The following is a 26207-nucleotide window of genomic DNA, read 5'->3' on the forward strand; positions in this document are numbered from 1 at the left end:
ATGGCCAAGGCGATGGCCGACAAGCCGCTGATCATGGCGCTCGCCAATCCCATACCGGAGATTATGCCGGAGGATGCGCGCAAGGTGCGCCCCGACGCCATGATCTGCACCGGCCGCTCCGACTATCCGAACCAGGTCAACAACGTCCTGTGTTTTCCTTTCATCTTTCGTGGCGCGCTCGACGTCGGCGCCAGCGCCATCAACGAGGAGATGAAGCATGCCGCCGTCGAGGCCATCGCGCAGCTCGCGCGCGAGGCGCCGTCGGATGCAGTCGCGCAAGGCTTTGACACCGGCGAGACGCAAGGCTTTGGTCCGGGCTCGCTGATCCCGAGCCCGTTCGATCCGCGGTTGATCCTGCGCATCGCGCCGGCGGTGGCGAAGGCGGCGATGGAGTCGGGGGTCGCGACGCGGCCCATCACCAATTTCGATGAATACAGGGCGCTGCTCGAGCGCTTTGCCTTCCGCTCCGGCCTCGTCATGAAGCCGATGTTCGCCAAGGCCAAGACTCAGCCGGTCCGCGTGATCTACGCCGAGGGCGAGGACGAGCGCGTGCTGCGCGCCACGCAGGTTGTGCTGGAGGAAAAGTTGGCGCGGCCGATCCTGGTCGGCCGTCCCTCGGTGGTGGAGGCGCGGATCAAGCGCTTCGGCCTCTCGATCAAGGCGGGCAAGGATTTCGACCTCGTCAATCCCGAGGACGATCCACGCTACCGTTCCTATGTGCAGACCTATGTTGAGGTCGCCGGCCGCCGCGGCGCGACGCCCGATGCGGCGCGCACGGTGGTGCGCACCAATAACACGGTCATCGCGGCGCTTGCCGTGGTGCGCGGGGAGGCCGATGCCATGCTGTGCGGCGTCGAGGGCCGCTATATGAGCCATCTGCGCCATGTCCGCGAGATCATCGGCTTCTCAGCCGGCATCAGCGATTACGCTGCGTTGGCCCTGCTGATCACGAGCAAGGGCTTCTTCTTCATCGCGGACACGCAGGTGCGGCCCAATCCGAGCGCGGAGGAGCTCGCCGAGATCGCGTCGCTCGCCGCAGTCCATGTGCAGCGCTTCAACATCAAGCCGAAGATCGCCTTCGTCTCGCATTCGGATTTCGGTAGCTACGACACGGACTCCTCGCGCAAGATGCGCCGGGCGACCCAGCTCCTGAAGGAAAGGCATCCGGAGATCGAGGCCGACGGCGAGATGCAGGGCGACACCGCACTTTCTGCTGCTGCGCGGAAAATGGTGCTGCCGCATTCCAAGCTGGAGGGCGAGGCCAACATCCTGATCATGCCGACCCTCGACACCGCCAACGTCGCCTACCAGATGATCAAGTCGCTGGCGGACGCGCTCCCCGTCGGCCCGATCCTGGTCGGCCCGGCGCGCCCGGCGCACATCCTGACGCCCTCGGTGACCGCGCGCGGCATCCTCAACATGACGGCTGTTGCAGTCGTGGAGGCGCAGGAACGGGCAGCGCGGCAGCAGCCGACGTTGTTTACCTGAGGCGCGATCTCTTCGCCTCTCCCCGCTTGCGGGGAGACGCCGGATCGCATCGACAGATGCGATCCGGGTGAGGGGGACTCTCCGCGAGTCCAACTCTCACCGTCCCCGCAGAGGCTCCCCCTCACCCCAACCCTCTCAGCGCGAGCGAAGCTCGTCGCGGCCCCGCAAGCGGGGCGAGGGAGCAGACCTCCGGCGCATCCGCGCTTCAATCTTTTCAAAACGGTTTGCGATTTCCCCGTTTGTAAACCGTCGCACGACTCTTCATAATCGCCCGGCACTCGCGTCAAGACGCCGATTTCAAAAAGCCTGAGCCAAGAGGCCGATCATGCCAGCGTTCGTGACTTTCGGGCGAATCCTGTTCGCCGTGCTGTTCATCTACACGGGCGCGAACAAGCTCTTTGCCATCCAGGCGACCGCCGACTTCATCGCCACCAAACTCGTGGTGCCCGACGTCGTCGCGCCTTACGCCAAGCAGGTCGAGACGGCGACCGCCATGACCACGCCGCAACTCTTGGCGATCGCGGTCGGCGGGCTCGAGATCATCGCCGGACTGATGATCGCGCTGAATTTCGGCGCGCGGTTCTTCGCGATGCTGCTGATCATCTACGTCGCGGTCGCGACCGTGCTGTTCGATGACTTCTGGAACCAGGCGCCGCCCGACAACGCCAAGATGGTGATCGACGCGCTGAAGAACCTGTCGATCATCGGCGCGCTGTGCATGATCATCGGTTACGGCCGCACCACACGTCCGGCCGAAGCGGCCTACGGGGACGTGTAGCGCCTACGTCCTGCGCCACGGGGTCACAGTCACCTCATGCGCCGCGTCGAGCAGGTACGGAGCCCCTGGCTTCATCCCGTGCGAGGCGAGCACCTCGTGCGGCGTCCGCTGGGGCACGCCGACAAAACAGCCCTCGCCGCCGGGCAGTCGCACGTGCGGCGCCTCCGATAGCCAGAACGTGTCGTAGCGGTCCATGAACATGTCGAACACCGCGGGGCCGCCGATGACGGCGATCATGCCCGAGGCGACGTCCGCGAAGGCGCACGCTTCCGCGAAGCTGGCATGCTCCGGATTCCACAGCGTCGCGTTCGGCATTTCAGGGTCGACGGTCAACGCCTTGATCTTGCGGGTCAGGATGAGCCGCTTGCGCTTCGGCGAATTCGGCTGGTGCTCGTGCGAGTTGCGGCCGTGCACGATCAACGCGGCGCGATCGAGCGCCTGCTCGAAGAACAGCTTGTCGCCTGCGAACTTCAGACTGTCCGGCATGACGTGCGCCGCGTCGGCGAGCATGCCGTCCGCGGAGACGATGACGTAGCCTTCGAACCGGAAAGACAATTGCCTTCTATTCGGAGACGGTCGTCACAACGGAATTGACCGGGCGCTGGCTCACCGTCGGCAGCTTGATGTCCTTGAGCAGCTCCTGGTCGTATTCGGGCAGCGTCGACGCCGGGAATTTTGCGCGCATCGCCACCACCTTGTAGCCGCCGGCCTTCAGGCGCTTGAGCAATTCGGGCAGGGCTTCGGCGGTGTGCTTCTGAAAGTCGTGCATCAGGATGATGCCCTTGCCCTTGGTGTCGAGCTTCTTCATCACGGTCTCGATCACCTTCTCCGGCTTGGAGGCCTTGAAGTCGAAGGAGTCGATGTCGCAGGAGAAGATCCCGACGTTGCGGTTGCCGAGATAGGTGACCATCTCCGGCGGATGCTGAAGCGCCGGGAAGCGGAAGAACGGCGACGGCGAGATGCCGCCGAGCGCCCATTTCACGGCGCTGAAGCCCTTCTCGATCTCATCCTTGCGCTGCGCTTCCGTGAGCTTCTTGTTGTTGAGGTTGGCGTGCGACCAGGTGTGCGCGCCGATCGTATGACCGGCCGCATAGACCTGCTTCAGGATCTCCGGCTCGTAGGTCGCGTGCTTGCCGATGGAGAAGAAGATGCCGGTGGTGCACTCGTCGGCGAGCGCCTTCAGCACCGCGGGCGTGTTCTTGGGCCAGGGTCCATCGTCGAAGGTCAGCACCACCTCGTGGTCGCGCAGGAAGTCGAGCTCCTTGAAATGCTCGAAGCCGAAGCCGGGGCCGCCGGTGGTGTCGATCTCGACGGTGCGGGCGACACCGAGCGCGCCCGGCGTGTTGCAGGCGGCGCGCGCCGGCTGCGGCGCCTGTTTCGGTGGCGGCGGGTTGACGAAGCCCGCTGGTGCGGCAGCCACTGCGGGAGCGGCCGCCGGCGCAGTCGCCGGCGCTGAAGCGGCCGGTGTCGCCGCTGGTGCGGCTTGTGTGCTTGCTGCGGGTTTTGCCGCGGTCTGCGACCATGCCGCACCCGTCATGGCCAAAGACATCGCGCTTGCCAAAATCAGTCCTGCCGCCACGCGCATGGTGTTGTCCTCGAGATTGATCCCGTTGTTCCGCCGCGGCTTTTCGCCTGCGACAAAACCGTCCTGCCCCAAACGATCCTAGCCTAGATGGGGGGCCCTCGCCATTGCAACGGCTGTTTGGTGCCCCACCACAATTGTGCCCAACCGGATGGGCGCAACTCGCGTCAACTATCGGCCAGCGCCCTGGCAATGGCCGTTTTGACCCGCGTATCGGTCGGCGCCACCGCGGACGGAAAGACCTCGGCGATGTAGCCGTCACGGCCGGTCAGATATTTGTGGAAGTTCCACTTCGGAACCTCCCTCGGCCGCGCGTCGGCGGCCCATTTGTAGAATGGATGCGCCTTCGCGCCGACCACCACGGCCTTGGCCGTCACCGGGAAGGTAACGCCGTATTGGTGGTGCGCCGTCTCGGAGATTTCGCTGGCGCCGCCGGGCTCCTGGCTACCGAAATCGTTGGAGGGCACGCCGATCACGGTGAGCCCGCGCTCGCGAAACTCGCCCCAGAGTTCTTGCAGGCCAGCGTATTGCGGGGTGTAGCCGCAGAGCGAGGCGGTGTTCACGACCAGTAGCGGTTTGCCTGTGAACGCCGCAAGGCGGATGTCGTCGCCGGACAATGCGGGGAAGGAGAAGGCATAGGCCGAGATCCGGCTCATGCCGCCGTCGGCGAAGGCGCGTGTTGCCGGCGTGATCGCGCCTGCAACCGTTGCGATGAGCATGGTCCTGCGGTTCATCATGACGGCATCCCCCCGAAATGATTCGGGGCGCATGTTACTTCGCCGGCACGACCGGGCCGCTCAACACCGCGTTATCGGACGCGGTGCGGAGCGCTAGATTTTAATTTTGATGCGTTTTCTTCACGCGAACCGGTATCCACTTCGCTCGAAAACGCTTTAGTACAGGCGGACGATGAAATCGGTGCCTTCGCCGGTTTCGCCCTGGTTGATGCCCTGGTCGGAGACGATGATCGAGCCACCTGATGTCAGCATCTCGTTGATCTTCGCCATGGTGTCGGCAGGGATCGCGATGCGGTCGAGGGCCTCAGCCGGGCTGTCCGGCGTGACCACCGGCTTTGCAGCAACGGGGATCACGGCAGCGCCGCCCTGGCGGCGTGTTACGCGACTGTCGTCCTCGCGCGCAGCTGCGCGGACGGAGACCGGCAGCGACACCACCGACCAATGCAGCGCATTGGAGTCGGTCTTGTCGACTTCGGCTGTGAAGACATGCGTACCGAGAGGCCGGTCGCTCGCGGCGATCGTGATGGGCACCTCGAACAGCGGCGCAAAGTTCTGCCGCACGTAGAGCTTGGAATCCTTGCGGCTGATGAAGACGGCGATCTGACCGGCCCGCTTCGGCGCGTCCGGCTTCGCCGCCGGCGCGGGATCGGCAACGCCGGTCTCGTCCTTCTTCACGTCGGGCAAGGTGGCGAGTGCCGGCGTCGTGGCGTCAGGCTTCTTCGCGGTTTCGGCAGCTTCAGTCTTGGCAGCGTCGAGCTTGTTGTCGGTCGCCGTCGAGGCCTTGGGCGCTTCCGCGGCCTCAATGGGCTTCGCGTCCGTGTTCGCAGGCTTGGCGGTTTCTTCGGATGGCGGCTTGGCCGCGTCAGATGCCTCGGCGGTCTTGGTCTCGATCTTGTCGGCTGGCGCTGCCGCTTCCTCGCGGGCGGGCGCATTGCCGGTGGTCACATCCGACATCACGGTGTGGCCGACCGAGGCGCGCAGCTCGAACAGGCTGTCTGCACTGGCGGTCTTCGTCTCGACCGGCTTGGCTTCAGTGACGTTGGTTTGCGCTGCACCCTTGTCGGCCTTGTCGCCGACATTGATCTGCGGTGCGAGGCTGGCGGCGGGCTGCGGCGGCACGCGCACCGCAGCAAGCAGGGGATGCGAGAAACTTTGCGGCGACATCTGGCCGGGCGCGACGATGACGCGTGCGCCCATCCTGGTCCAGTTCCACATCTTCACCGCGAACGTCATCGGCATGCGGATGCAGCCATGCGAGGCCGGATAGCCCGGCAGCACGCCGGCATGCATGGCAACGCCGGACCAGGTGATCCGCTGCATGTACGGCATCGGGGCGCCGCTGTAGATGTTGGAATGGTGGAATTTGTGCTTCTGGATGACGCTGAACACACCCATCGGCGTCGAATGGCCCTTCATGCCTGTCGACACCGGGGATTCCGCGAACACGCCCTTGCTGTCGTAGACCGTCACCTTCTGCCGGTCGATCGACACGACGATGACGAGCGGGCCTTGCGGCTTGGTGCCGGCTTCCTTCTCGGCGACGATCTCCTTCTTGCCCGCCATGCCGCGCTTCTGCGGTTTCTGGCGCGGTATTTCGGGATGCCGATCCTGCCGGGCGTAATAGGAGCCGTCGGAATAATCCGTCCAATAATAAAATGCTGCGTCAGCCTGGCTTGCCGTCCCGATCGCACCTGCCGCCGTCAAAATGGCGACCTGCCAAAAACGCGTTGGCTTGGCAGCAAAACCGGACTCATTCACGCTATTCATCCTCGAATCCATAATCCAAATCAGACGTTAGTCTCGCAAAGGGGATACGCGTTCACCAGCAAGGCGGTTCTACTGTCAGCTACTTTTGTTCAAGACGTAGCAAAAAAGCCTCACAGAGCGGTAAACGGCGGCCGTGCCGACTTACCCCTTGTCTTCCTGACCGGCCGCGCGATGCCTACATTGCGGGGACTGGTTACTGGAGAACTTCATGTCATCTCGTTTCCCCGGTCTTTTCGGCATCCGCTTGAAAGGCCTCGCTTTATTCCTCTTGGCTCTAGCTGTGCCGGTGGCTTCTGCCTCCGCCGCCGACGAGCCGGATCTGATCTTCCGCCGCTCGACCGTATTCAAGTGGATGAGCCCGAACGACAAGCTCGCGACGTACGGCCTAGATGATCCCGAGGTGGAGGGCGTCGCCTGTCACTTCACCGTGCCGGAGAAGGGCGGCTTCAAGGGCTGGCTGGGCCTTGCCGAGGAGGTCTCGGACATCTCGCTGGCCTGTCGCCAGGTCGGCCCGATCAAGTTCAAGAACAAGATGGAGCAGGGCGACGACATGTTCCGCCAGCGCCGCTCACTGTTCTTCAAGAAGATGCAGATCGTGCGCGGCTGTGACGCCAAGCGCAACGTGCTGGTCTACATGGTCTATTCGGACAAGCTGATCGAGGGCTCACCGAAGAACTCGACCTCGACGGTGCCGATCATGCCATGGGGACCGGCGGACTCAAACGTCCAGAAGTGCGGCGAGTTCTTCACTCACTGACGACAGCGCGGCTTTGCAAGATGCGAACCGGTCAGCCGCACGAATGTCTGCGGCGCGGCTTTAAGGCCGCGGTTCGCTTGCAGCGTCATTTCGCCAGGTGACGTATTGCCAAGTGTATTGCCAAGTGATGTGGCGCGGTCGCGAACGGATCGTTGATCTCCGCGGCCCGTCTTCTGCTCCGCCTCGCGCGTCGCTGCGCGATCTGTCGCCATCATGATGGCCATCCCTCACGTGACCGCGCCCGGTCATCCCAGCGTCTCGATTTCGGTTTCTCTTCAGCAGAAAAACGTAAAATGCGTGTGAAGCGCGTGAGGCGGGAGCATGACGGCGACCGCGTCCGAGGTTGGTCCAAGCTCGAGCGGGAACCTGTCAGGCCACTTTGGGCCGTGGCGCAGCCCACCTGAAATGATTGGGATTTTCCGGCGAATGTTTCGTCGTCCCGGACAGGACGAAACAATTCTCACGAAAGATGAAACCATTTTCCGCTTTTGGCGCATCACGCGCGAAACCGCCCATGGTTATCAGCTTCACAACGACGACGGCGCACCGCCGGCCACGAAATTGGGACACAAGATCATGCGCGCGCGCAGCTTCATCCTTGCCTTCGGCTTCGTGCTCGCCGGCTCCTCGTTCGCGGGGTCGCCGGACGGCAGTCTGCCCGGTGTCGGCACCTTCCAGTACAGCGGTTCGCCGCTGACGATCACGGCACCGCAGCCGATCGTGATTGCCACGCGCTTCTGATCGCCAACAAGAAAATCAGCCGGCAAAGGCCATCATGATTGTTCGTTTCTGCGCCGCAGCGTTCATATTCGTTTTGACGCTGAGTGCGGCTCAAGCGCAGGTGCGCGCTCCCTCCAGGTTGCCCGATCCCCGGAGCGAATTCGTGCGTCAGTGTGCGCCGCGCATGCTCGGGCGCTGGGAGCATCCGGAAGAGGTCTGCGGCTGCCTGCACGACCATGCCGCCGCCGTCGTCGAGGACCGCGACCTGCGCGAGGCGCTGCTGCGCGGCATCAGCGAGACCGGCGTGCCGACGATCGAGACCGACTGGGTGCCGGCGTCCAAGCAGGGCGAAATCGGCCCGACCTTCACCAAGATCGCCAAGCCGACCTTGCAGTGCATGTTCGACCCTGCGAAGCAGGGCTCTTAGCCCGCTACTTCGATTTCGGACCGTATCGCGGCACGCAGGTGCTCGTGCGCGCAACGCCCTTGTCGGTCATCTTGGCGCCGCGCACTTCCTTGACCTGTCCAGCGGGGCAGGTTCCGTCATCCACTTGCACGCGCTGGCCGAGCTTGAGGTCCACGATGTCCTGTTCGCGGCCGACCGTTACTGCGCGCGCCGTCGAGGCAAGCGCGAGGGAAATCAGGAGTGAAAGGCAGGTCGCGCGGCGCAGCAGCATGATGTGAGGTCCCGGCATCTATGCCGCAATCTAGGGAGCGCCAGCCGATTCTGATAGTGCAGCTTGGTCACGCCAGCCGGGACGATTTGCTTCTCGCGCGCAGGACTGAGCGCGATTCCCGCGCCAGCCGTTCGGCTGAGGCCACGAGTTGCGGAACCGCGTGCCCCGAAAATCCCAGCACGAAACCGGGCAGGGGACGCGCGCGAGAATAGGTGTCGGCCAGGAGCCAGCCTTCCGCGCCGGCCGCCCGCTTGGCCTCGGCCGCCCGCGACGGATCGACCGAGGGATCGAACCGGGCGACAAGATGCAGTCCTTGCGACGGCACCGGCACGGAGAGCGCGCCGTCTGATTTGGCTTCCAGCGTCGCGGCCAGCGCATCACGCGCCTCGCGATAGAGCTTGCGCACCCGCTTCAGGTTCGCGGCGAAGGCGCCGGAATTGAGCATGTCGGCCACCGCGCCTTCCATCAGCGTGCCGGGAAAGCGATCGAGCGCAGCCCGTGCAGCCGTCACGTCCGCGATCAGGCGCTCGGGCAGGGCGCAATAGCCGATGCGCAGGCCCGGAAACAAGGTCTTGGCGAAGGTGCCGAGGTAGATCACGCGCTGGAGGTGATCGATGCCGGCGAGCGACATCAGCGGCGCGCCGTCGTAGCGGAACTCGCTGTCGTAATCGTCCTCGAGCACGAAGGCGCCGGCCTGCTTCGCCCAGTCCAGCAATTCGAGCCGCCGCGGCATCGACATCTGGACACCCAGCGGAAACTGGTGCGACGGCGTGACATAGGCCGCGCGCGCAGACGGTGCCGCCGCACGGCCCCTAGCCACGTGCAGACCGTGCGCGTCGACGGGAATGGGCACAGTGCGATATCCGCATTGTCCGATCGTCCGGCGCGCGATCGGATAGCCGGGGTCCTCGCACCAGACCTGGTCGCCCGCCTTCAGGATCGCGCTCAGCACGATGCGCAGCGCGTGCAGAGTGCCTGATGTGAGCATGATCTGATCGGGGTCGCAGCGCAGGCCGCGCGCCGACAACAGGTGATCGGCGATTGCCGCGCGCAACTCGCGGCTGCCGCGGGGATCGCCATAATGCAGATGCTCGGATCCGAATGCGCGCATGCGACGCCCGACGAAGGCACGGAAGCGCTGCACGGCGCGCTCGTCGATATGGGTGCAGCCGAGCGCGAATGCGCCTTGCCGCGGCGCTTCGACAACAGCCTTGGGTTTCTTGGCCTCGGCCGCTCGCGCAGGGATGCGCGCTGCGACGAAGGTGCCGGAGCCGACGGTTGCCTCGGCAAGGCCGTCGGCGATCAGCCGTTCATAGGCCGTGACGACGGCGTTGCGGCGGAAGCCGGTCTGCTGCGCCAGCGCCCGTGAGGGCGGCAATGACTCGCCGGGCCTGACGAGGCCGGAGACGATCATCTCGCACAGCGCCTGGTAGAGCCGGTGCGCCGCGGAGGCGCCGGCCGTGATGTGCGGACCGGTGAGGTCGAGCGGCAGCTCGGCCTTGGCCGGCGAGAGAGAATTGGTCGGAATTTTTCGCATGGAATTGGCACTATCGCAGACCAAATCGGCGGCTACAACTCTTCTGGATTGTTCCAATCTCGAGGTGCGGCCGTGAGCCAGGTTGAGACTTCAAATTCCTATCCGACATCAGCGCGCAACCAGGTGAAGCGCCGTCACGATCGCGGCTTCTACGATCACGCGACCGTTCACCGCATCCTGGATTCCTCGATGCTGTGCCACGTGTCCTATGTGATCGACGGTCAGCCTTATTGCACGCCGACCTTCTTCTGGCGCGAAGGCACGAAGCTGTACTGGCATGGGAGCAGCGCCAGCCGCATGCTGCGCAACCAGACCAGGGGCGAGCGCGTCTGTCTGACGGTCGCTCATCTCGACAGTCTCGTGCTAGCGCGCTGCGGTTTCAACCACTCCGCCGATTACCGCGCGGTGATGGCGTTCGGCACCGCCTATCTCGTCACCGACCCCGAGGAGAAGGAGCGCGCGGTGATCGCGATGGTCGACCGCTTCTTCCCGGGCCGCACCGCGAGCCTGCGTCAGAGCACCGCGCAGGAGACTAAGGCGACCTCCTTCATCGCGATGGAGATCGAGGAGGCCTCGGCCAAGATCCGGGCCAAGGGCGTGGCCGATGACGATGAGGATTACGAACTGCCGATCTATGCCGAGCGCATCCCGGTCCGCACGGTGCTCGGCGCGCCCGAGCCGTGTCCGCGCCTGCTCGACGGCGTCAGCCGGCCTGCGGATTTGAATGGCTACTCCGAAGGCCGGCTGCTCGAAGATGCATTGCGGGATGCTTATTTTGTAGAGTACCCGAACGGCTGAAATCGGCTAGCTTGCGCTCCATCGATGATCTGAATGCCCGATTGGAGTTGCCTGATGAATGCCGAAACGCAGCAGAGGATTCTTGACGCCGTCGAGGCCGGCTTCGAAGCCCAGCTTGCGACCACATGTGATTTCGTCGCGATCCCCTCGACCCGCGGAGCCGAGGGACCGTGCCAGGACATGATCGGCGAACTCCTGCGCGAACGCGGCTATGAGGTTGACGACTGGCACATCAATGTCGACGACCTCAAGGATCTGCGCGGTTTCGGCCCGATCGAGCATGATTTTTCGAAAGCGCGTTCGGTGGTGGGCACCTACCGTCCGCAAACCAACGTTGGAAAATCGCTGATCCTCCAGGGCCACTGCGATGTGGTGCCCGCAGGGCCGCTGGATTTGTGGGACACGCCGCCGTTTTCGCCCGTCATCAAGGACGGCAAGATGTTCGGCCGCGGCGCCTGCGACATGAAGTCGGGCACGATCGGTGCGCTCTATGCGCTGGATGCGATCAAGGCCGCCGGCTTGAAGCCGACGGCGCGGATCCACTTCCAGTCCGTGATCGAGGAGGAGAGCACCGGCGTCGGCGCGCTCTCGACGCTGCAGCGCGGCTACCGCGCCGATGCCTGCTTCATCCCGGAGCCGACCGGCGGCAAGATGGTGCGCTCGCAGGTCGGCGTGATCTGGTTTCGCCTGCGCGTGAAAGGCCACCCGACCCATGTCGCCTTCGCCGGTTCGGGGGCGAATGCGATCATGGCGGCCTATCATTTGATCCAGGCCCTGCAAAGGCTAGAGGTCGAGTGGAACGAGCGCGCGAAAGCCGATCGCCATTTCAAGACGCTCAACCATCCCATCAATTTCAACCCCGGCATCATCAAGGGCGGCGACTGGGCCTCCAGCGTGCCGGCCTGGTGCGACGTCGACTGTCGGATTGCCGTATTGCCGGGCTGGTCGATCGCCGAGCACCAGAAGGAGATTGTGGCATGCGTCGCGGCCGCTGCGCGCAACCACCGCTTCCTCGCCAACAACCCGCCGCAGGTCGAATGGTCGGGCTTCCTGTCGGAGGGGTATGAACTGACCGACGCCGCCGCGCCCGAGGCCGCCTTCGGCAAGGCCTTTAACAAGGTCTACGGTGGCGCGGTCGAGGACCTCGTGTTCACCGCGCTCACCGATACCCGCTTCTACGGCCTCAATCACGGCATCCCGAGCCTGTGCTTCGGCGCGAGCGGCGGCGAGATGCACGGCTTCAACGAGTTCGTCGACCTGGAGTCGCTGAAGAAGACGACCAAGGCGATGGCGCTGTTCATTGCCGAGTGGTGCGGAGTGGAGAAGGCGTAAACAACCGCGCTTTGCGCTCTCCGCCGTCATTGCGAGGAGCGAAGCGACGAAGCAATCCAGCATCCCTCCGCGGAAAGACTCTGGATTGCTTCGCTGCGCTCGCAATGACGGGCGAGGGCCCGTAGGGTGGGCAAAGGCGCCCTTGCGCCGTGCCCACCATCCATCCTCAATCTCGTGTGAAGAGGTGGGCACGCTTCGCTTTGCCCATCCTACGGCGCTCCGGTTGGGGCGGAATCTGTTGTCCGAAATACGCGCAGACACATCCTTTAAGCTTAAAATAAAGACTAGGACGGCGGCCTTGCCGGTGGCAGACTGGCGTCTGGTTCGCAGGGGCCTGAGTCCGCCGAGGGAATCACGATGCGCGATTGGGATGACGCTTATGCCAATTCTGCCCATATCCCGGGCTCGGACAAGATGCCGGCGCTGTGGGCGGAGCGGGCGGCGGCTTACCGTGCGGGGTTGAAGGATTTTCGTCCCGACGTCGCCTACGGCGCCGGTGAGCGGCAGCGCCTCGACCTGATCCTGCCCGACGGCGACAGCAAGGGCCTCGTCGTGTTCGTCCATGGCGGCTACTGGATGCGCTTCGACAAATCGACCTGGACCGATCTGGCCGAGGGCGCAAGGCATCATGGCTGGACCGTGGCGCTGCCGAGCTACACGCTGACACCAGCCGCGCGCATCTCCGACATCACCGCAGAGATTACCGCTGCGATCGCCAAGGCGGCCTCGCTGGTGGCGGGGCCGATCCGGCTCGCCGGCCATTCCGCCGGCGGCCATCTCGTCACGCGCATGCTGTGCGACGACAGCCGGCTCGAGCCCGCCGTCTACGATCGCATCGCCGGTACCCTCTCGATCAGCGGCCTGCACGATCTGCGGCCGCTCTTGAAGACAAAGATGAATGAGACGCTGTGCATGACCATGGAGGAGGCGGCGCTCGAGAGCGCGGCGCTGCATCTGCCGCGGGGGCATTCGCCTGTGACGGCCTGGGTCGGCGGCAACGAGCGCCCTGAATTCATCCGCCAATCCGATCTGATGGCCAATGTCTGGACCGGTTTCGACGTGCCGACGCACCTCGTCATCGATCCCGGCCTCAACCATTTTACCGTGATCGACGGGCTCAAGGATCCGTCGTCGCAGATCACCGCGCGCCTGATCGGCCTCGACTGACGAGGCGAGGGAAGATCAATCGAGAGGGCCTGTCATGACGTCCAGCGATTACGATCCTGCAAGCGAAGGCGCCGAGACGGATTTCGCCCGGCGCATGTCCTATGGCAACTACCTGGCGCTGGATGCGATCCTTGGGGCGCAGCATCCGCTCTCGGAAGCGCATGACGAGATGCTGTTCATCATCCAGCATCAGACCACGGAGCTGTGGATGCGCCTTGCCATCCACGAGCTCAGCGCTGCGCGCGGCGCCATCGCCAGGGACGAGGTGCAGCCGGCCATGAAGATGCTGGCGCGGGTGTCGCGCATCTTCGAGCAGCTCAACGGCGCCTGGGACGTGCTGCGGACGATGACGCCGAGCGAGTACACGCGCTTCCGCTCGCAACTCGGGCAGTCCTCGGGCTTCCAGTCACGTCAATACAGGCTGATCGAATTCCTGCTCGGCAACCGCAACCACGCCATGCTCAAGCCGCACGCGCACGATGCGGAGACGACGAAGCTGCTCGAAGCCGAGCTCGCGACGCCAAGCCTCTATGACGAGGTGCTGCGGCTTGCCGACCGCAACGGGCTCAAGATGCCTGGGGCCGTGCTGGCCCGCGACGTCCGCGAAACCCACAGCTTCAACGAAGGCGTGCTCCAGGCCTGGCGTATCGTCTACGAGGCGCCGGAGACGCACTGGATGCTCTATGAGCTCGCCGAGAAACTGGTCGATTTCGAAGACTATTTCCGCCGCTGGCGCTTCAACCATGTGACGACGGTCGAGCGCGTCATCGGCTTCAAGCGCGGCACCGGTGGTACCGGCGGCGTCAGCTATCTCAAACGGATGCTGGAGATCGAGCTATTCCCCGAGCTCTGGCGCGTGCGTACGATTTTGTAGAGATGTCGATGACCAGGCTTCGCGTCTATGACGACACCAAAGCTTTGTTCCATCTGCCCGACGGTGTGATCTATCTCGACGGCAATTCGCTCGGCGCGCTGCCGCTCGGCGTTGCTGAGCGCGTCAATCGCGTCATCACGGCCGAATGGGGCAATGAGCTGATCCGCGCCTGGAACACCGCGGGCTGGTATGCCCAACCGCGTCATGTCGGCGATCGCATTGCGCGATTGATCGGCGCGGAAGCCGGCTCGGTGATGGTCGGAGACACGCTGTCGCTCAAGGTCTACCAGGCACTCGCGGCTGCGATCGATATGAACGCGTCGCGCAAGGTGATCCTGTCGGACACCGGCAATTTCCCGACCGACCTCTACATGGCCGAAGGCCTGATCGAAACGCTTGGGCGCGGCCATCGATTGCGTCTGGTGGCGCCGGAGGAGATCGAGGCCGCGCTGTCGGAGGAGGTCGCCGTCCTCTACATTACCGAGGTCGACTACCGCACTGGACGCCGCCACGACATGGCGAAGCTGACCGCGAAAGCGTATGCGCTCGGCATCGTCACCGTCTGGGATCTCGCCCATTCCGCCGGTGCGCTGCCGGTCGATCTCTCCGGCTGCGGCGCCGATTTTGCCGCGGGCTGCACCTACAAATTTCTCAACGCCGGCCCCGGCGCGCCGGCCTTCCTCTACGTTGCGCCGCGCCACGCTGACAATGCGCGCGCGCTCTGTCGGGGTGGATGGGCCATGCCAAGCCGTTTGCGTTCGAGCTTGCCTATGCAGCCGCCGGCGGCGTCGAGCGCATGCGTGTCGGAACGCCGCCGGTGCTGGCGATGGCGGCGCTGGAGGCCTCGCTCGACATCTGGGACAGGGTCGATATCGCCGAGGTGCGTGCGCGTTCGCTGGCGCTCGGCGATCTCCTGATCGCGGAAGTCGAGCGTCGCTGCCCATCTCTGAAGCTGGTGACCCCGCGCGCGCATGAGCGCCGCGGCTCGCAAATCTCCTTCGCCTTCGGCGGCGGCTACGCCGCCATGCAGGCGCTGATTGCCCGCGGCGTCATCGGTGATTTCCGTGCACCAGATATCATGCGGTTCGGGATCACGCCGCTTTATATCGGGGAGGATGAGATCGTCCGCGCCGCCGAGATCATCGAGGAGGTGATCGCTGGCGACGTGTGGCGCCGGCCGGAGTACCAGGTCGTGAACGCGGTGACGTGAGGATGATCTCGTGCCCCGGACGCAGCGCAGCGCTTCTTAGCGGTGCGCTGCAGAGCCGGGGCCCATGCTGCACCGGAATCCATCGCGAGATGGGTCCCGGCTCTGCGCAGCAACGCTGAGGCGTTGCAGCGCGTCCGGGACACGATAGCTGCAGTCAGGCTATTTTAGCTCGCCCCACAGCGCCTGCACGATCGCATCGAGCCCATCTGTCAGCGCCGCCGGTCCTGGCTGCAAGATGATCGGCGACTTGATCTCGACAATACGATCATCGCGCACCGCCGGAATCTCGCCCCAGCCGTCGCGCGCGCGGATACGGGCAGGGACGACCTTCTTGCCACACCATGACGCGAGGATCACATCGGGTGCTGCCTTGCGCACTATCTCCGCCGAGACGATGCGGTCCTTTGCGGCCTGCCGCGACCGCAACTCCGGGAAAACATCCGTGCCGCCGGCGGCCTCGATCAGCTCGGACACCCAGCCGATGCCAGAGATCAGCGGATCGTCCCACTCCTCGAAATAGACTCTTGGCCGCGGCGAGGGGCGGGGCGTTGCCGCGATCGCGGCGAGGCGCCGCTCGAAACCTTGGGCGAGGTCTTCCGCGCGCCCGGCCGCATCGACCAGCGCACCGAGCGTGCGGATCATCGCCATGATCCCGGCGATGTCGCGCTGGTTGAAGACATGGACGTCGACACCGGCGCGGACGAGATCTGCGGCGATGCCGGCCTGCAGATCGGAAAAGGCCAGCACCAGCTCCGGTTCCAGCGCCAGGATCTTCGGGATGTCGGCCGAGACGAACGCAGACACCCGTGGCTTCTCCCGTCGCACCTGGGACGGGCGCACGGCGTAGCCGGAGACGCCGACGATGCGGTCCTGCTCGCCGAGCAGATAGAGCGTTTCGACCGTCTCCTCGGTCAGGCAGACGATGCGGTGGGGCGGGAAGTGGCGCATGCGAGGAGCCTATGCACAATGTCTGCGCCGATGTCAGCCCGCCCATTACCTCGGACGTCATTGCTTTGCCGCGCGAAGCAATTCACGCTGAGACAACAACGAATTGGGAGCAGATCCGATGACGCCGCTCGAGAAACTTAAAGTGATGAAGATGCCGTTCGCCGAGCTCAAAGGCGTCGAGTTCGTCGAGGCCGAGAAAGATCGCGTGGTGGCGCGGATGACGGTCCGGCCCGACCTCTGCACGCTTCATCACACCATCCATGGCGGCGCGCTGATGGCGCTGGCCGATTCCGTCGGCGCGGCGGCGACCGTGATCAACCTGCCCGAGGACGCAAAGGGTACGACCACGCTGGAGAGCAAGACCAACTTCATCGGCGGGGCCAAGGAAGGAACCACCGTCATCGCGACCGCCACGCCGGTCCACAGAGGCCGGCGGACCCAGGTCTGGACCACCCGGCTGGAGACTGAGGACGGCAAGCTGGTGGCCATCGTGACCCAGACGCAGCTCGTCCTCGTATGACCAGGACCCTTGATTTTGTTAACGAAATAGTCGCGTCCGGTGCCACTTACTTGAGCAGGCCCCCGTCTTGAAAAGCTTGTTGCGATGCACAATATAGGCGGCCTAGGGATTCGAACGCCTCCTCGAGGGACACCAAGAGGAGTTTTGACGTGGTACTTGAAGAAACCGTCCGCACCGCTCCGGGCTACGTGCGGACCTTGATCCAGCAGGAAGAATTGCCGCTTCTGCGCGATCACCTGCTGAGGCTTGATGCCGGAAGCCGGCACGACCGTTTCAACGGCTTTCTCGACGACAGCTTCATCGAGCGTTACGCCGCCCGCTGCGCCGAAGACGGCACCGTGATCGTCGCCTACATCGTCGACGGCGTGGTCCGCGGTGCGGCCGAGCTGCATCCGCCGGAGGATGATTCGCTGCCCGAGGTCGCCTTCAGCGTGGAGGCCTCGGCCCGCCGTCAGGGCGTCGGAACCGTGCTGTTCCGCCGTCTGATCGCGGAAGCGCGCTGGAAGGGCTATAAGCGCCTTCGCATCACCACCGGCGCCGAGAACCACGCCATGCGGGCGCTCGCCAGGAAGTTCGGTGCGCATCTGGCTTTCCGCCACGGCGAATCGACCGGGACGATCGATCTCGGCAAGACGCCCGAGGCGGAGCTTGCTGACCTCGCGGCCTCGCCGTTCACGGCCGGCCGGGCCCTGCTCAGCTTCAACTCGACCTGCTGGAAGATCATCTCCAGCATGTACGGCAATCGCGCCGCCTGAGACAAAAAAGCGGACCGGCAAGGCCGGTCCGCTTTCGCATTCAGATCAAAGGAAAGAGCGCTCAGGTGCCGGTGCGCTTGTCGTTGCCGAAGCGGCGGACGACGCGGCGCTCGACCACCACGGAGCGTTGGGCGCCCTGTTCGCCGGCGATCACGCGGGTTGCGGTGATGCGGCTGTTGGTACGGGCCTGCTTCTTGACCTCGGCCTGCACGACATCGAGCGGCATGCCCATCAGCGCTGCTGCGATCTCTGCCTGCTGCTCCTGGTCGTCGGTGATGCCGACGGCGGCGAAGATCGCCTCGTCCAGGGTGGGCGGATCGTGACGCACGCGCCGCGTGCCATATTTGGTATTCCAGTCTGCGCTCATAACGGCCTCGTTTTGATGCCGGGATACCTAGTGCCGCGAATGTTGCATTGCAATATGGAATCGGTGTGGCATCTCAGCTATGCACCGGTCGGGTGTCAGGGCGGTGACGCGACACCTGCACCGACTTCAATCCCTTGCTGTGGCCAGCGTTTCAGCGCCGCGTGCCCGGCTTCGGTGAGCCCGTAGATACCCCGCTCAGCACGTTCGAACCAGCCATACACATTGTTAAGCAAGATCTTGCCGGCATCGGGACAGCGTTCGCGCAGCTCGCTCACCCGCCGCGGACCTTCGGCGAGCGCCGAGGCGCAGGCCAGCGCCTGTTGCCGATAGGCCGTCATGATCGGCGAACGGGTGCTGCCGCCGAGCACGGGATCGCCCTGGCGGCGCTGATGTTCGGCGACGAGCCGCGAGCGCACCTTCGGCTCGCGGCGCGGCGCCGCCGTCGGCGGTTTCACCAGCACCTCGACCTGGCCGCGATCGGTCACCCCGAGCATGCCGAAGCCGAGCCGGCGGCAGAGATTGCGGTAGCGCGCATCGCTCTCACGCCCTTTGCCGCGGGCCGACATTCTGGCGGCGATCCAGATCTCGTCGCCGGCCGGCGCGCGATCGACCGCCTGGAGGATCAGCTCGAGATTGAAGGCGAGCTTGAGTTCGCCAATCACCACGACAGGTGGATCGCTGGCGCTGAGGCCCACAAGATCGCAGCCGCCGATCTCGCCCTTCACGGTGAAGCCGAGCTCTTCGAGGAAGCGTTTGACGGGTAGATAGAGCGCGGTTTCCAAAGACAAGGTCCGAGTGTGATGTCCGATCGGAGAATCAGTCGCACAGTTTAAAGCCTTCTCGGCTCCGATTGAATCACGGCGGTCACGCCTATACCCGCCCACCCACCGGGATCAGCGCACCGGTGACGCCGCTCGCGGCATCGCTGGCGAGAAACAGGATGACTTCGGCGAGCTCCTGCGGCGTGACCCATTTGGAGAAATCCGCTTTCGGCATGTCGGCGCGGTTGGCGCTGGTGTCGACGATCGACGGCAGCACGGCGTTGACGGTCACTTTGCCCTTCCACTCATTGGCAAGCGCCTCGGTAAGGCGATGCACGCCTGCCTTCGACGCCGCATAGGGTCCCATGCCGGAGCCGGCCTGGAGCGCGCCCATGGCGCCGATGTTGACGATGCGACCGGCCTTGGAGGCGGCCAGATGCGGTAGCGCCGCGCGCGAGGTGTTGAGCGCGGTCAGCACATTCAGCGCATGCATGCGCCGCCACGTCCCGGTGTCGCCGTCGTCGACGGTCTCGAAAGCGAAGCCGCCCGCGATGTTGATCAGTGCATCGAGCTTGCCGAAATGCTTTGCCGCCGCCTCGATCGCCGTCTTCGCCTGCGCCGCGTCGGACAGGTCGACGCCGCCGATCTCGATGCTTTCAGCCGTTGTGGGGGCTTGCGAGGGCGCGTAATCGATGCCGGCCACGCGCGCGCCGCGTGCCCGCGCCGTCTCGGCGACCACCTTGCCCAGCGCTCCCAGCGCGCCGGTCACGACAATGACTTTTCCCTGCACGGTGCTCTCCGTGGTTTCGCTTTGCCGGCGACTATTGCGCGCAGTGAATTGGGCTTGCAATGGCGGCGGCTTCAAGGCTGGGCTATAGTTACAACTTTAGATCGTTGAGGAGGTTGTTCATGTCTGACAATTTGCCAACCATCGAATTTCCCGCTGCCATCGTCGACCTAAGATATCCGCTGATGCGGCTCCGGCAGGCTTTAGACGGGAAGGGTCCCGTTCGCATCGTGGCCATGGGGTCGTCATCAACGGCCGGACGAGCCGATGTTGTGCCGTATCCCTATCGGTTGGAGATGTATCTACGGCAATACTTCAAGGACGTTGTCCACCGGCCGGACATTCGGATTGACGTGCTGAACCGCGGCAAGGGCGGAGAAGAGGCAAGCGAAGAACTCGAACGCTTCGAAACCGATATCTATCATGATGATCCGGCACTGGTCATCTGGCAGATTGGAACGAACGCGGTCTTTCACAACGACCAGTACGACGTGGACGTTGTTGCCGGGAATATCAGGAAGGGCCTGGCGCAATTGCGCGCTCGCGGTTTCGAGGTTCTGGTGATTGATCCGCAATATGTGACGAAGATGCTCTGGGACGACCGTGCTGAGCTTTCGGACAAGATGGTCCGGCTGATCCGCGATGCTGCTAATGAGGCCGAGGTGAATCTGTTTCAGCGTTGGGCACTGATGCGGCATTGGCACGTGCAAAACAACGTCTCGTTCGAGCAACTGCTGGACACAGGTGATCCTGACAAGCTGCACCAGAGCGATTGGAGCACTCAACAAATCTCCTTGGCCCTCAAGAGCGCGATGATCAGGGCCATCGGGCTGACGGCCTGAGGCGTCCGCCGCGGATCACGCTTGCAGATAACGCTCCTTCAGCGCAGTCCGTTCGGCCGCGCCGAGCTTGAGCCCATCGCGCAAATAGGTTTCGATGTCGCCATACTCCTTGCCGACCGCTTCGAACGCAGCAGCAAGGTAAGAGGCTTCGACGCTGCCGATGGCATTGCGTACGTCCTCCGGCAGGTCGGTGGCAGCCGTCGCATCGCGCTTGTAGTGCTGATTGGTGAGCAGGTAGTCCTCGGCGATGATGTCATCGGATACGCCGAGTGCATGCAGGATCAGCGCGCAGGCAAAGCCGGTGCGGTCCTTGCCCGCCGTGCAGTGGATCACGAGCGGCGCGCGGTCTTCCAGGAGAAGGCCGAACAGGTTGCGAAAGCTGTGCGTGTTGTGGCGAACGTAGTTGCGATAGGATTCGCGCATCAGCTCCAGCGCGACCGGTGCCGTCAGCGTGCCCCGGGCGAGCTCGGCGCGCAGCGCAGCCACGACCGTCGGCTCGATCGGCAGCGAGTGCACGGTGATCTCGTTCACGACGCAGACGCCGGCCTCGCGCTCCTCCAACCCACGGAAATCGAAGGCGCTTCGAACCCCCAGCGCGCGGACGATCTCGATGTCGGCCGCAGTGAGTTGGCCGAGATGGTTGGAGCGGAAGATGTGCCGCCAGCGGGTGATGCGGCCGTCGGAGGTCGGATAGCCGCCGAGATCACGAAAATTGCTGGCGCCTTGCAAGGCGAGGTGGCGGGCAGGGGAGTCGGACATGAGATCAGCTTGGGTTATGGTTCCACCGGATGCGCTGCGGCATCCTTAAAGTCCATTACAGGGGGTGATCATGGGCCGATACAAGGCCATTGTTTTGGCTATCACCATGCTGTCGGCCGGAAGTGTCGACACCCGGCCGGCCGATGCGCAGACATTCCAGACCTATCGCTGTGCCGATGGTACGCAGTTCATCATCGGGTTTTATGACGGCGACAAGCGCGCCTTCCTCCAGATCGACGGTGAGCCGGTCACGCTTGCCAAGCGGCTGACGGTCTCTGGCGCCCGCTATTCGAGGGCCGGGACTACGCTGACGATCGGCAGGACCGGGATCACCACGATCAGACATCTGAAGCGGCCGGTGACCGCCTGCGCGGTGATCTGAACGTCTCTGTGCCCGCAAGAATCAAAAAGGGCCGAAACACCGTGGTTTCGACCCCTTTTCAAACTGCCGCCGCCGTTCGCGAGAGCGCGACGGTATCAAACCAACCACCGGCATCAGCGATCCCATTTCGGCTTGGCTTCGTCCACCGCGTCCTGGTGGTACCAGCTGTCGCTGCAGATCGAGACGTTCGTGGGAAGCGAAGCATGATCGGCGGGAAGGCTGGTCTCGCCATAGCGGCGTCCCCCAAGAGCTGCGCGGCCCCCGGCAGGGAATTGGTAGATCTTCGCAGATCCGTGACTCAGACCATTGTTCATCATTGCGATTTCTCCTTGGTCGAAGCGCCTTGGCCTCCATGGTGCGCCCGACTCGTTCGATTGTGGTTACTGAAATCCCCATATCGGCCGCGCGCCCCGAATTGGAAAGTGCTGAAAAGGAAATCAGTTGTCGCCCAATTTGTAGGCAGATCGCCTGCTGCATCTCCCAAGGCAGGGTGTCGGTAACCAACGCCTGGGCTATTCCAAAGGTTGCTGGGCAGGGCCGTGGGGCTTTATGAAAGTTGCTGGACGTTGATGCGCGTTTCATCGGCAACGTCCAGCATTGCGTCGCCTGCTTCAGAATCGGGCGGTTTCCGTGGAGTTTTTGCGGTGCAGCTTCACGCGAAGGTGCGCGGCTATGACGCACGACGCTGGGGGCGGTTTGTCAGCGCCGAGGAGCCGCCTGCCGCGGTGGAAAACCTCCCGCAGTGCGGCCTTTTGGCACGTTAAATGCTTGTAAAGGGCCGGCCGATGGTGGCCGGGTACAAACGTGCGGGGACCCCAGGGCCCCCAACCTTTCGCATCATCTACAGAGAGGCTCAATGACCAAGTATAAGCTCGAGTACATTTGGCTCGACGGATATACGCCGACTCCGAATTTGCGCGGCAAAACTCAGATCAAGGAATTCGCGTCGTTCCCGACGCTCGAGCAGCTTCCGCTCTGGGGCTTCGATGGCTCCTCCACCCAGCAGGCCGAAGGTCATAGCTCCGATTGCGTGCTGAAGCCGGTCGCCGTCTTCCCGGACGCCGCGCGCACCAATGGCGTGCTCGTGATGTGCGAAGTCATGATGCCCGATGGCAAGACCCCGCATCCGTCCAACAAGCGCGCCACCATCCTCGACGACGCCGGCGCCTGGTTCGGCTTCGAGCAGGAGTACTTCTTCTACAAGGACGGCCGTCCGCTCGGCTTCCCGACCGCCGGCTATCCGGCCCCGCAGGGTCCGTACTACACCGGCGTCGGCTACTCGAATGTCGGCGACGTCGCCCGCAAGATCGTCGAAGAGCATCTCGACCTCTGCCTCGCTGCAGGCATCAACCATGAAGGTATCAACGCGGAAGTCGCCAAGGGTCAGTGGGAATTCCAGATCTTCGGCAAGGGCTCCAAGACCGCTGCCGACCAGATGTGGATGGCCCGCTACCTGATGCTGCGTCTCACCGAGAAGTACGGCATCGACATCGAGTTCCACTGCAAGCCGCTCGGCGACACCGACTGGAACGGCTCGGGCATGCACGCCAACTTCTCGACCGCCTATATGCGCGAAGTCGGCGGCAAGGAGTATTTCGAGGCGCTGATGGCGGCCTTCGAGAAGAACCTGATGGACCATATCGCCGTCTACGGCCCGGATAACGACAAGCGTCTGACCGGCAAGCACGAAACCGCGCCCTGGAACAAGTTCAGCTACGGCGTTGCCGACCGCGGCGCCTCGATCCGCGTTCCGCACTCCTTCGTCAACAACGGCTACAAGGGCTATCTGGAAGACCGTCGTCCGAACTCGCAAGGCGACCCCTACCAGATCGCTTCGCAGATCCTGAAGACGATCGCGTCCGTGCCAACCAACAAGAAGGCCGCGGCCTAAGATCCTCCCGGCCCGGGCCGGGGGGCTGGCCCGGGTTGGTCTCAAATCCGCCGGAGCTGTAAGGCTCCGGCGGATTTTTGCATTTTGACGGCCGTTCCTCCGGTCTTGCGAACCTCGGCCGCGCAAGCTTGTCGATTGCGTTCGAATGCGGGAGAGTGTCCCCGGATGCGCGCAGGGCCGGGGACACGTCTGGTGTTTGAAGGCTTCTACAAGGTGAGATTTCAGCTCGGCGACGCCGTCGGCCGCAGCGTGATGCATGCCGGCAATGGCAAGATGCTCGGCGGCAATTCGGCCTTCGCCCATATCGGCACCTACGACAAGACCGAAGGCGGCGTCGACGTCGTGATCAAGACCGTCCGCCACAATCCCGATCCGAACTACCGCGCCATGGCCGGCACTGACGACGCGACCTTGATCGCGAAGGGCTGGGCCGACGGCGATCTCTATCGTTTCAAGGGCGAGTTGAAAGAGCTGCCTGGCGTACCCTTCCAGTCGGTCATGACGCCGATCACGGAGAACGAGGTGCCGATCGCCGGCGGCATCGGCGCGGACAGCATTGCCGATGGGCTCTACTCGATCCACCTGCGCATGCTCGACGGCATCGACGGTGGTCTCACCGGCGTGATGCTGCTCAACCAGGGCCGCATCCTCGGCGGCGATGCGGCGTTCTATTATCTCGGCAGCTACACCGCCGCGAAGGGCCGCTGGAAGGGCCAGATCCTCAATCAGGAGCACACGCCGGCCAAGGACGATCCGATCTTCGGCGGCCACGAGGTCGGCATCGGTTTCTTCGGCCGCTATGACGCGGAAGAGGCGGTGCTGGAGGCAACGGCGCTCGCTGGCAAGCGCAGCCTGCGCCTGACCGCTGCGCTCAAGCTGATGCACCGCGCCTGATCGCGACAGGAATTGCATATGGACAACATTCGCATGCTCTCGACGCTCGGCCTGATGGGCGCGATGCGCAGCCTGTCGTCTGCGTATGAAGCTGCGACGGGCGTGCGCATCGACGCCGATTTCGCGCCGACCCAGGCGCTGCTGCAACGGCTGCGCGATGGCGAGGCGGCCGATCTCGTCATCCTCACCCGCGAGGGGCTCGACGCGGTGATCGGTGAGGGCCGCGTGGTCGCCGACAGCGCGGCTGACCTCGCGCGCTCCTATGTCGGCATCGCCGTGCGGGCAGGGCAGGCGCATCCCGACATCGCCGACGAAGCCGCGCTGCGCAGGACGCTGCTTGCGGCGCGGTCCGTCGCCTATTCGCGGCTCGGCGCCAGCGGAATCTACTTTGCCCAGTTGATCCAGCGATTGGGTATCGCGGCCGAGATCAACGCCAAGGCCACCATCGTGCAGCAGGGCTTTACGGCGGAGCGGCTCGTCAACGGCGAGGCCGATCTCGCCGTACAGCAGATCAGCGAGCTGAATCAGGTCGGCGGCATCGAGGTCGTCGGCCCGATCCCGCATGATTTGCAGACGCCGGCTGTGTTCTCCGCCGGCCGTATGGCGAATGCGACACATGCCGAGGCCGCCGACAGGCTGCTGCGCTATCTGGCCTCGCCGGAGGTCATGCCCGTGCTGCGCCAATCGGGACTTGAGCCTTGAATTTGCCGGGGCGGGGACGCAACGTAGTGGCCATGCGCGCTTATCTCCTCGCAGCTCTCTTTGCGATTGCCGCGCCCCTGGCGGCGCATGCGCAATCGGCCGATCTCGTGTTGTGCGATCGGGTCGCCGCCGATCCCAGCGATCCCGACAAGCCGTCTGACGTGAAGGGCGTGACGGAGATCGCTTCCTCCGACGTCGCGACCGCCATCAAGTTCTGCAAGCAGGCCGCGTCCTCCTCGCGCCGCGCGATGTTCGCGCTCGGCCGCGCCTATGCGGCCAACCGGCAGACGAGTGAGGCGATCGCCGCCTGGCGCAAGGCCGCCGACAAGGGATCGAGCGCGGCGATGGTCGAGCTCGGCGTCGCATATGGTACGGGCTCCGGCCTTGCGAAGGACGAAGCACAAGCGCGCAAGCTGTTCGAGAAGGCGGCGCAATCAGGCAATCCCCGCGGCGTCAGCAATCTCGCCGCGCTCGGCGGTGCAACTGGCAGTGCGCCCGCCGATCCCGCGCAGGCGCGGGCGCTGCTCGGCAAGGCCGCCGAGACCAACGCGGAGGCGCAGTACCAGCTCGGCCTGATGCTTGCGAGCGGCAATGGCGGGGAGAGGGACGACGCCGCGGCGCGCGCACTGTTCGAGAAGGCGGCCGCGCAGAACCATCCCGGCGCGCTGGAGCGGATGGGCGCCTTCGCCCAGGAAGGCCGCGGCGGGCCGAAGGACAAGGACGCCGCCAAGGCCTATTACGAGCGCGCCGCAGCGCTCGGCGACGATGACGCCAAGAAGGCGCTGGAGCGCATTCGCTGCCCCTATGCCATCAAGGACAAGCAGGGCAAGCTCGTCACCACGCTGTGCTTCTGAGCAGGGCCCGCACGCACTGAGGAACCTGGCTCGCGCCCACGCCGTTGATATCAAGACACGACGGAGCGCGATCATGATCCGCAAACTGGCATCGGGCGAATACCGCCTCTATTCACGCAAGGTGAATCCGAAGACCGGCAAGCGCCGCAATCTCGGCACCTTCAAGAGCCGTGCGGCGGCCGAGAAGCACGAGCGCGAGGTGCAGTACTTCAAGCGGCACTGATGGACGGCGAATGCCGTCCAGGAGCCCGGCAAAACAAAACATGCGAAAACAACCCCATGCACAGTAGCCAAGGGATTGAAATCGCACACCTTGCGGAT

Annotated in this window: 31 protein-coding genes and 1 pseudogene; 19 read left to right on the forward strand and 13 right to left on the reverse strand. The window is 64.3% G+C overall.

What is annotated here, in order from left to right:
- Together CWO91_RS26165 and CWO91_RS26170 are read left to right on the forward strand one after the other, a co-directional pair.
- Positions 1-1488 (forward strand): phosphate acyltransferase (locus tag CWO91_RS26165; RefSeq protein ID WP_249776249.1); only part of this gene is annotated, 1488 nt, incomplete at its 5' end.
- 325 nt (positions 1489-1813) lie between these two features.
- Positions 1814-2266 carry a DoxX family protein gene (locus CWO91_RS26170; protein ID WP_130217563.1) on the forward strand — a complete coding sequence of 151 codons (453 nt, stop codon included), beginning with the start codon at positions 1814-1816 and terminating at the stop codon, positions 2264-2266.
- Between the two features lie 3 nt (positions 2267-2269).
- Here CWO91_RS26170 and CWO91_RS26175 read toward each other — a convergent pair whose 3' ends face one another.
- From CWO91_RS26175 to CWO91_RS26190, 4 genes are all read right to left on the reverse strand, one after another.
- Positions 2270-2821, reverse strand: coding sequence for a dihydrofolate reductase (locus tag CWO91_RS26175; RefSeq protein ID WP_165405711.1), 552 nt, complete (start codon positions 2819-2821; stop codon positions 2270-2272).
- 7 nt (positions 2822-2828) lie between these two features.
- A complete protein-coding gene (locus CWO91_RS26180; protein ID WP_130217567.1) occupies positions 2829-3851 on the reverse strand; it encodes a polysaccharide deacetylase family protein in 1023 nt (340 codons plus the stop codon).
- Positions 3852-4015: 164 nt separating this feature from the next.
- Entirely contained in the window at positions 4016-4585 is a 570-nt protein-coding gene (locus CWO91_RS26185) for a glutathione peroxidase (RefSeq protein WP_130217569.1), read from the reverse strand.
- Positions 4586-4741: 156 nt separating this feature from the next.
- Positions 4742-6352: a L,D-transpeptidase gene (locus tag CWO91_RS26190; protein WP_165405712.1), complete on the reverse strand. Its 1611-nt coding sequence runs from the start codon at positions 6350-6352 to the stop codon at positions 4742-4744.
- Positions 6353-6560: 208 nt separating this feature from the next.
- Between CWO91_RS26190 and CWO91_RS26195 the strand changes: the two genes are divergently transcribed.
- Entirely contained in the window at positions 6561-7109 is a 549-nt protein-coding gene (locus CWO91_RS26195; RefSeq protein WP_128934221.1) for a CreA family protein, read from the forward strand.
- On the opposite strand, the gene CWO91_RS26200 is transcribed toward CWO91_RS26195, so the two are convergent.
- Positions 7103-7333, reverse strand: coding sequence for a hypothetical protein (locus CWO91_RS26200; RefSeq protein ID WP_130217573.1), 231 nt, complete (start codon positions 7331-7333; stop codon positions 7103-7105). The genes CWO91_RS26195 and CWO91_RS26200 overlap by 7 nt on opposite strands.
- Before the next feature lie 97 nt (positions 7334-7430).
- Between CWO91_RS26200 and CWO91_RS26205 the strand changes: the two genes are divergently transcribed.
- Together CWO91_RS26205 and CWO91_RS26210 are read left to right on the forward strand one after the other, a co-directional pair.
- Positions 7431-7850 (forward strand): hypothetical protein, encoded by a 420-nt coding sequence (locus tag CWO91_RS26205; RefSeq protein WP_130217575.1) that lies wholly within the window; start codon positions 7431-7433, stop codon positions 7848-7850.
- Between the two features lie 34 nt (positions 7851-7884).
- Positions 7885-8256, forward strand: coding sequence for a hypothetical protein (locus CWO91_RS26210; protein WP_130217577.1), 372 nt, complete (start codon positions 7885-7887; stop codon positions 8254-8256).
- 4 nt (positions 8257-8260) lie between these two features.
- Here the strand turns inward: CWO91_RS26210 and CWO91_RS26215 are convergent, their stop codons facing one another.
- Positions 8261-8506 (reverse strand): DUF6719 family protein, encoded by a 246-nt coding sequence (locus tag CWO91_RS26215; RefSeq protein WP_130217579.1) that lies wholly within the window; start codon positions 8504-8506, stop codon positions 8261-8263.
- Between the two features lie 67 nt (positions 8507-8573).
- Complete coding sequence (locus CWO91_RS26220; RefSeq protein WP_130217581.1) at positions 8574-10043, reverse strand: PLP-dependent aminotransferase family protein; 1470 nt, start codon at positions 10041-10043, stop codon at positions 8574-8576.
- Positions 10044-10115: 72 nt separating this feature from the next.
- On the opposite strand from CWO91_RS26220, the gene CWO91_RS26225 reads away from it, so the two are divergent.
- The 5 genes and pseudogenes from CWO91_RS26225 (at position 10116) to kynU (ending at position 15424) form a co-directional block, all read left to right on the forward strand.
- A complete protein-coding gene (locus CWO91_RS26225) occupies positions 10116-10841 on the forward strand; it encodes a pyridoxamine 5'-phosphate oxidase family protein (protein WP_130217583.1) in 726 nt (241 codons plus the stop codon).
- A 54-nt stretch (positions 10842-10895) separates the two neighbouring features.
- Complete coding sequence (locus tag CWO91_RS26230) at positions 10896-12173, forward strand: ArgE/DapE family deacylase (protein ID WP_130217585.1); 1278 nt, start codon at positions 10896-10898, stop codon at positions 12171-12173.
- A gap of 357 nt (positions 12174-12530) precedes the next feature.
- Positions 12531-13340: an alpha/beta hydrolase gene (locus CWO91_RS26235; RefSeq protein WP_130217587.1), complete on the forward strand. Its 810-nt coding sequence runs from the start codon at positions 12531-12533 to the stop codon at positions 13338-13340.
- Positions 13341-13374: 34 nt separating this feature from the next.
- Complete coding sequence (gene kynA / locus CWO91_RS26240) at positions 13375-14214, forward strand: tryptophan 2,3-dioxygenase (RefSeq protein ID WP_130217589.1); 840 nt, start codon at positions 13375-13377, stop codon at positions 14212-14214.
- A gap of 8 nt (positions 14215-14222) precedes the next feature.
- Positions 14223-15424: pseudogene (kynU, locus tag CWO91_RS26245) on the forward strand (kynureninase).
- A gap of 159 nt (positions 15425-15583) precedes the next feature.
- On the opposite strand, the gene CWO91_RS26250 reads toward kynU, so the two are convergent.
- Positions 15584-16372, reverse strand: a complete 789-nt coding sequence (locus tag CWO91_RS26250) for a cobalamin-binding protein (protein ID WP_130217591.1) — start codon at positions 16370-16372, stop codon at positions 15584-15586.
- Between the two features lie 118 nt (positions 16373-16490).
- Between CWO91_RS26250 and CWO91_RS26255 the strand changes: the two genes are divergently transcribed.
- Positions 16491-16892: a PaaI family thioesterase gene (locus tag CWO91_RS26255; protein ID WP_130217593.1), complete on the forward strand. Its 402-nt coding sequence runs from the start codon at positions 16491-16493 to the stop codon at positions 16890-16892.
- Between the two features lie 149 nt (positions 16893-17041).
- Entirely contained in the window at positions 17042-17647 is a 606-nt protein-coding gene (locus CWO91_RS26260; protein WP_130217595.1) for a GNAT family N-acetyltransferase, read from the forward strand.
- A gap of 61 nt (positions 17648-17708) precedes the next feature.
- On the opposite strand, the gene CWO91_RS26265 is transcribed toward CWO91_RS26260, so the two are convergent.
- From CWO91_RS26265 to CWO91_RS26275, 3 genes are all read right to left on the reverse strand, one after another.
- Positions 17709-18014, reverse strand: a complete 306-nt coding sequence (locus CWO91_RS26265; RefSeq protein ID WP_015686575.1) for a hypothetical protein — start codon at positions 18012-18014, stop codon at positions 17709-17711.
- 95 nt (positions 18015-18109) lie between these two features.
- Positions 18110-18796 (reverse strand): DUF2161 domain-containing phosphodiesterase, encoded by a 687-nt coding sequence (locus tag CWO91_RS26270; protein WP_130217637.1) that lies wholly within the window; start codon positions 18794-18796, stop codon positions 18110-18112.
- Positions 18797-18884: 88 nt separating this feature from the next.
- Positions 18885-19565: an SDR family oxidoreductase gene (locus CWO91_RS26275; RefSeq protein ID WP_130217597.1), complete on the reverse strand. Its 681-nt coding sequence runs from the start codon at positions 19563-19565 to the stop codon at positions 18885-18887.
- A 119-nt stretch (positions 19566-19684) separates the two neighbouring features.
- On the opposite strand from CWO91_RS26275, the gene CWO91_RS26280 reads away from it, so the two are divergent.
- Positions 19685-20404 (forward strand): SGNH/GDSL hydrolase family protein, encoded by a 720-nt coding sequence (locus CWO91_RS26280; protein ID WP_130217599.1) that lies wholly within the window; start codon positions 19685-19687, stop codon positions 20402-20404.
- Positions 20405-20419: 15 nt separating this feature from the next.
- Here CWO91_RS26280 and CWO91_RS26285 read toward each other — a convergent pair whose 3' ends face one another.
- Positions 20420-21163 carry a tyrosine-protein phosphatase gene (locus tag CWO91_RS26285; RefSeq protein ID WP_130217601.1) on the reverse strand — a complete coding sequence of 248 codons (744 nt, stop codon included), beginning with the start codon at positions 21161-21163 and terminating at the stop codon, positions 20420-20422.
- A gap of 70 nt (positions 21164-21233) precedes the next feature.
- Here CWO91_RS26285 and CWO91_RS26290 point away from each other — a divergent pair, with 70 nt between their 5' ends.
- Positions 21234-21545 (forward strand): MliC family protein, encoded by a 312-nt coding sequence (locus CWO91_RS26290; protein WP_130217603.1) that lies wholly within the window; start codon positions 21234-21236, stop codon positions 21543-21545.
- Between the two features lie 113 nt (positions 21546-21658).
- Here CWO91_RS26290 and CWO91_RS26295 read toward each other — a convergent pair whose 3' ends face one another.
- Positions 21659-21862, reverse strand: a complete 204-nt coding sequence (locus CWO91_RS26295) for a DUF2735 domain-containing protein (RefSeq protein ID WP_128934203.1) — start codon at positions 21860-21862, stop codon at positions 21659-21661.
- Between the two features lie 539 nt (positions 21863-22401).
- On the opposite strand from CWO91_RS26295, the gene CWO91_RS26305 reads away from it, so the two are divergent.
- From CWO91_RS26305 to CWO91_RS26325, 5 genes are all read left to right on the forward strand, one after another.
- Positions 22402-23436 (forward strand): glutamine synthetase beta-grasp domain-containing protein, encoded by a 1035-nt coding sequence (locus CWO91_RS26305; RefSeq protein ID WP_130217605.1) that lies wholly within the window; start codon positions 22402-22404, stop codon positions 23434-23436.
- Between the two features lie 192 nt (positions 23437-23628).
- On the forward strand, positions 23629-24330 hold the full coding sequence (locus CWO91_RS26310) for a GrlR family regulatory protein (protein WP_130217607.1): 702 nt from the start codon (positions 23629-23631) through the stop codon (positions 24328-24330).
- A gap of 18 nt (positions 24331-24348) precedes the next feature.
- Positions 24349-25032, forward strand: coding sequence for a substrate-binding domain-containing protein (locus CWO91_RS26315; protein ID WP_130217609.1), 684 nt, complete (start codon positions 24349-24351; stop codon positions 25030-25032).
- 32 nt (positions 25033-25064) lie between these two features.
- Positions 25065-25886, forward strand: coding sequence for a tetratricopeptide repeat protein (locus tag CWO91_RS26320; protein ID WP_130217611.1), 822 nt, complete (start codon positions 25065-25067; stop codon positions 25884-25886).
- Between the two features lie 73 nt (positions 25887-25959).
- Positions 25960-26109, forward strand: a complete 150-nt coding sequence (locus CWO91_RS26325; protein ID WP_007609497.1) for a hypothetical protein — start codon at positions 25960-25962, stop codon at positions 26107-26109.
- Positions 26110-26207: the final 98 nt, after the last annotated feature.

It is taken from the genome of Bradyrhizobium genosp. SA-3 (genome assembly GCF_004212635.1).
Taxonomy (GTDB): domain Bacteria; phylum Pseudomonadota; class Alphaproteobacteria; order Rhizobiales; family Xanthobacteraceae; genus Bradyrhizobium.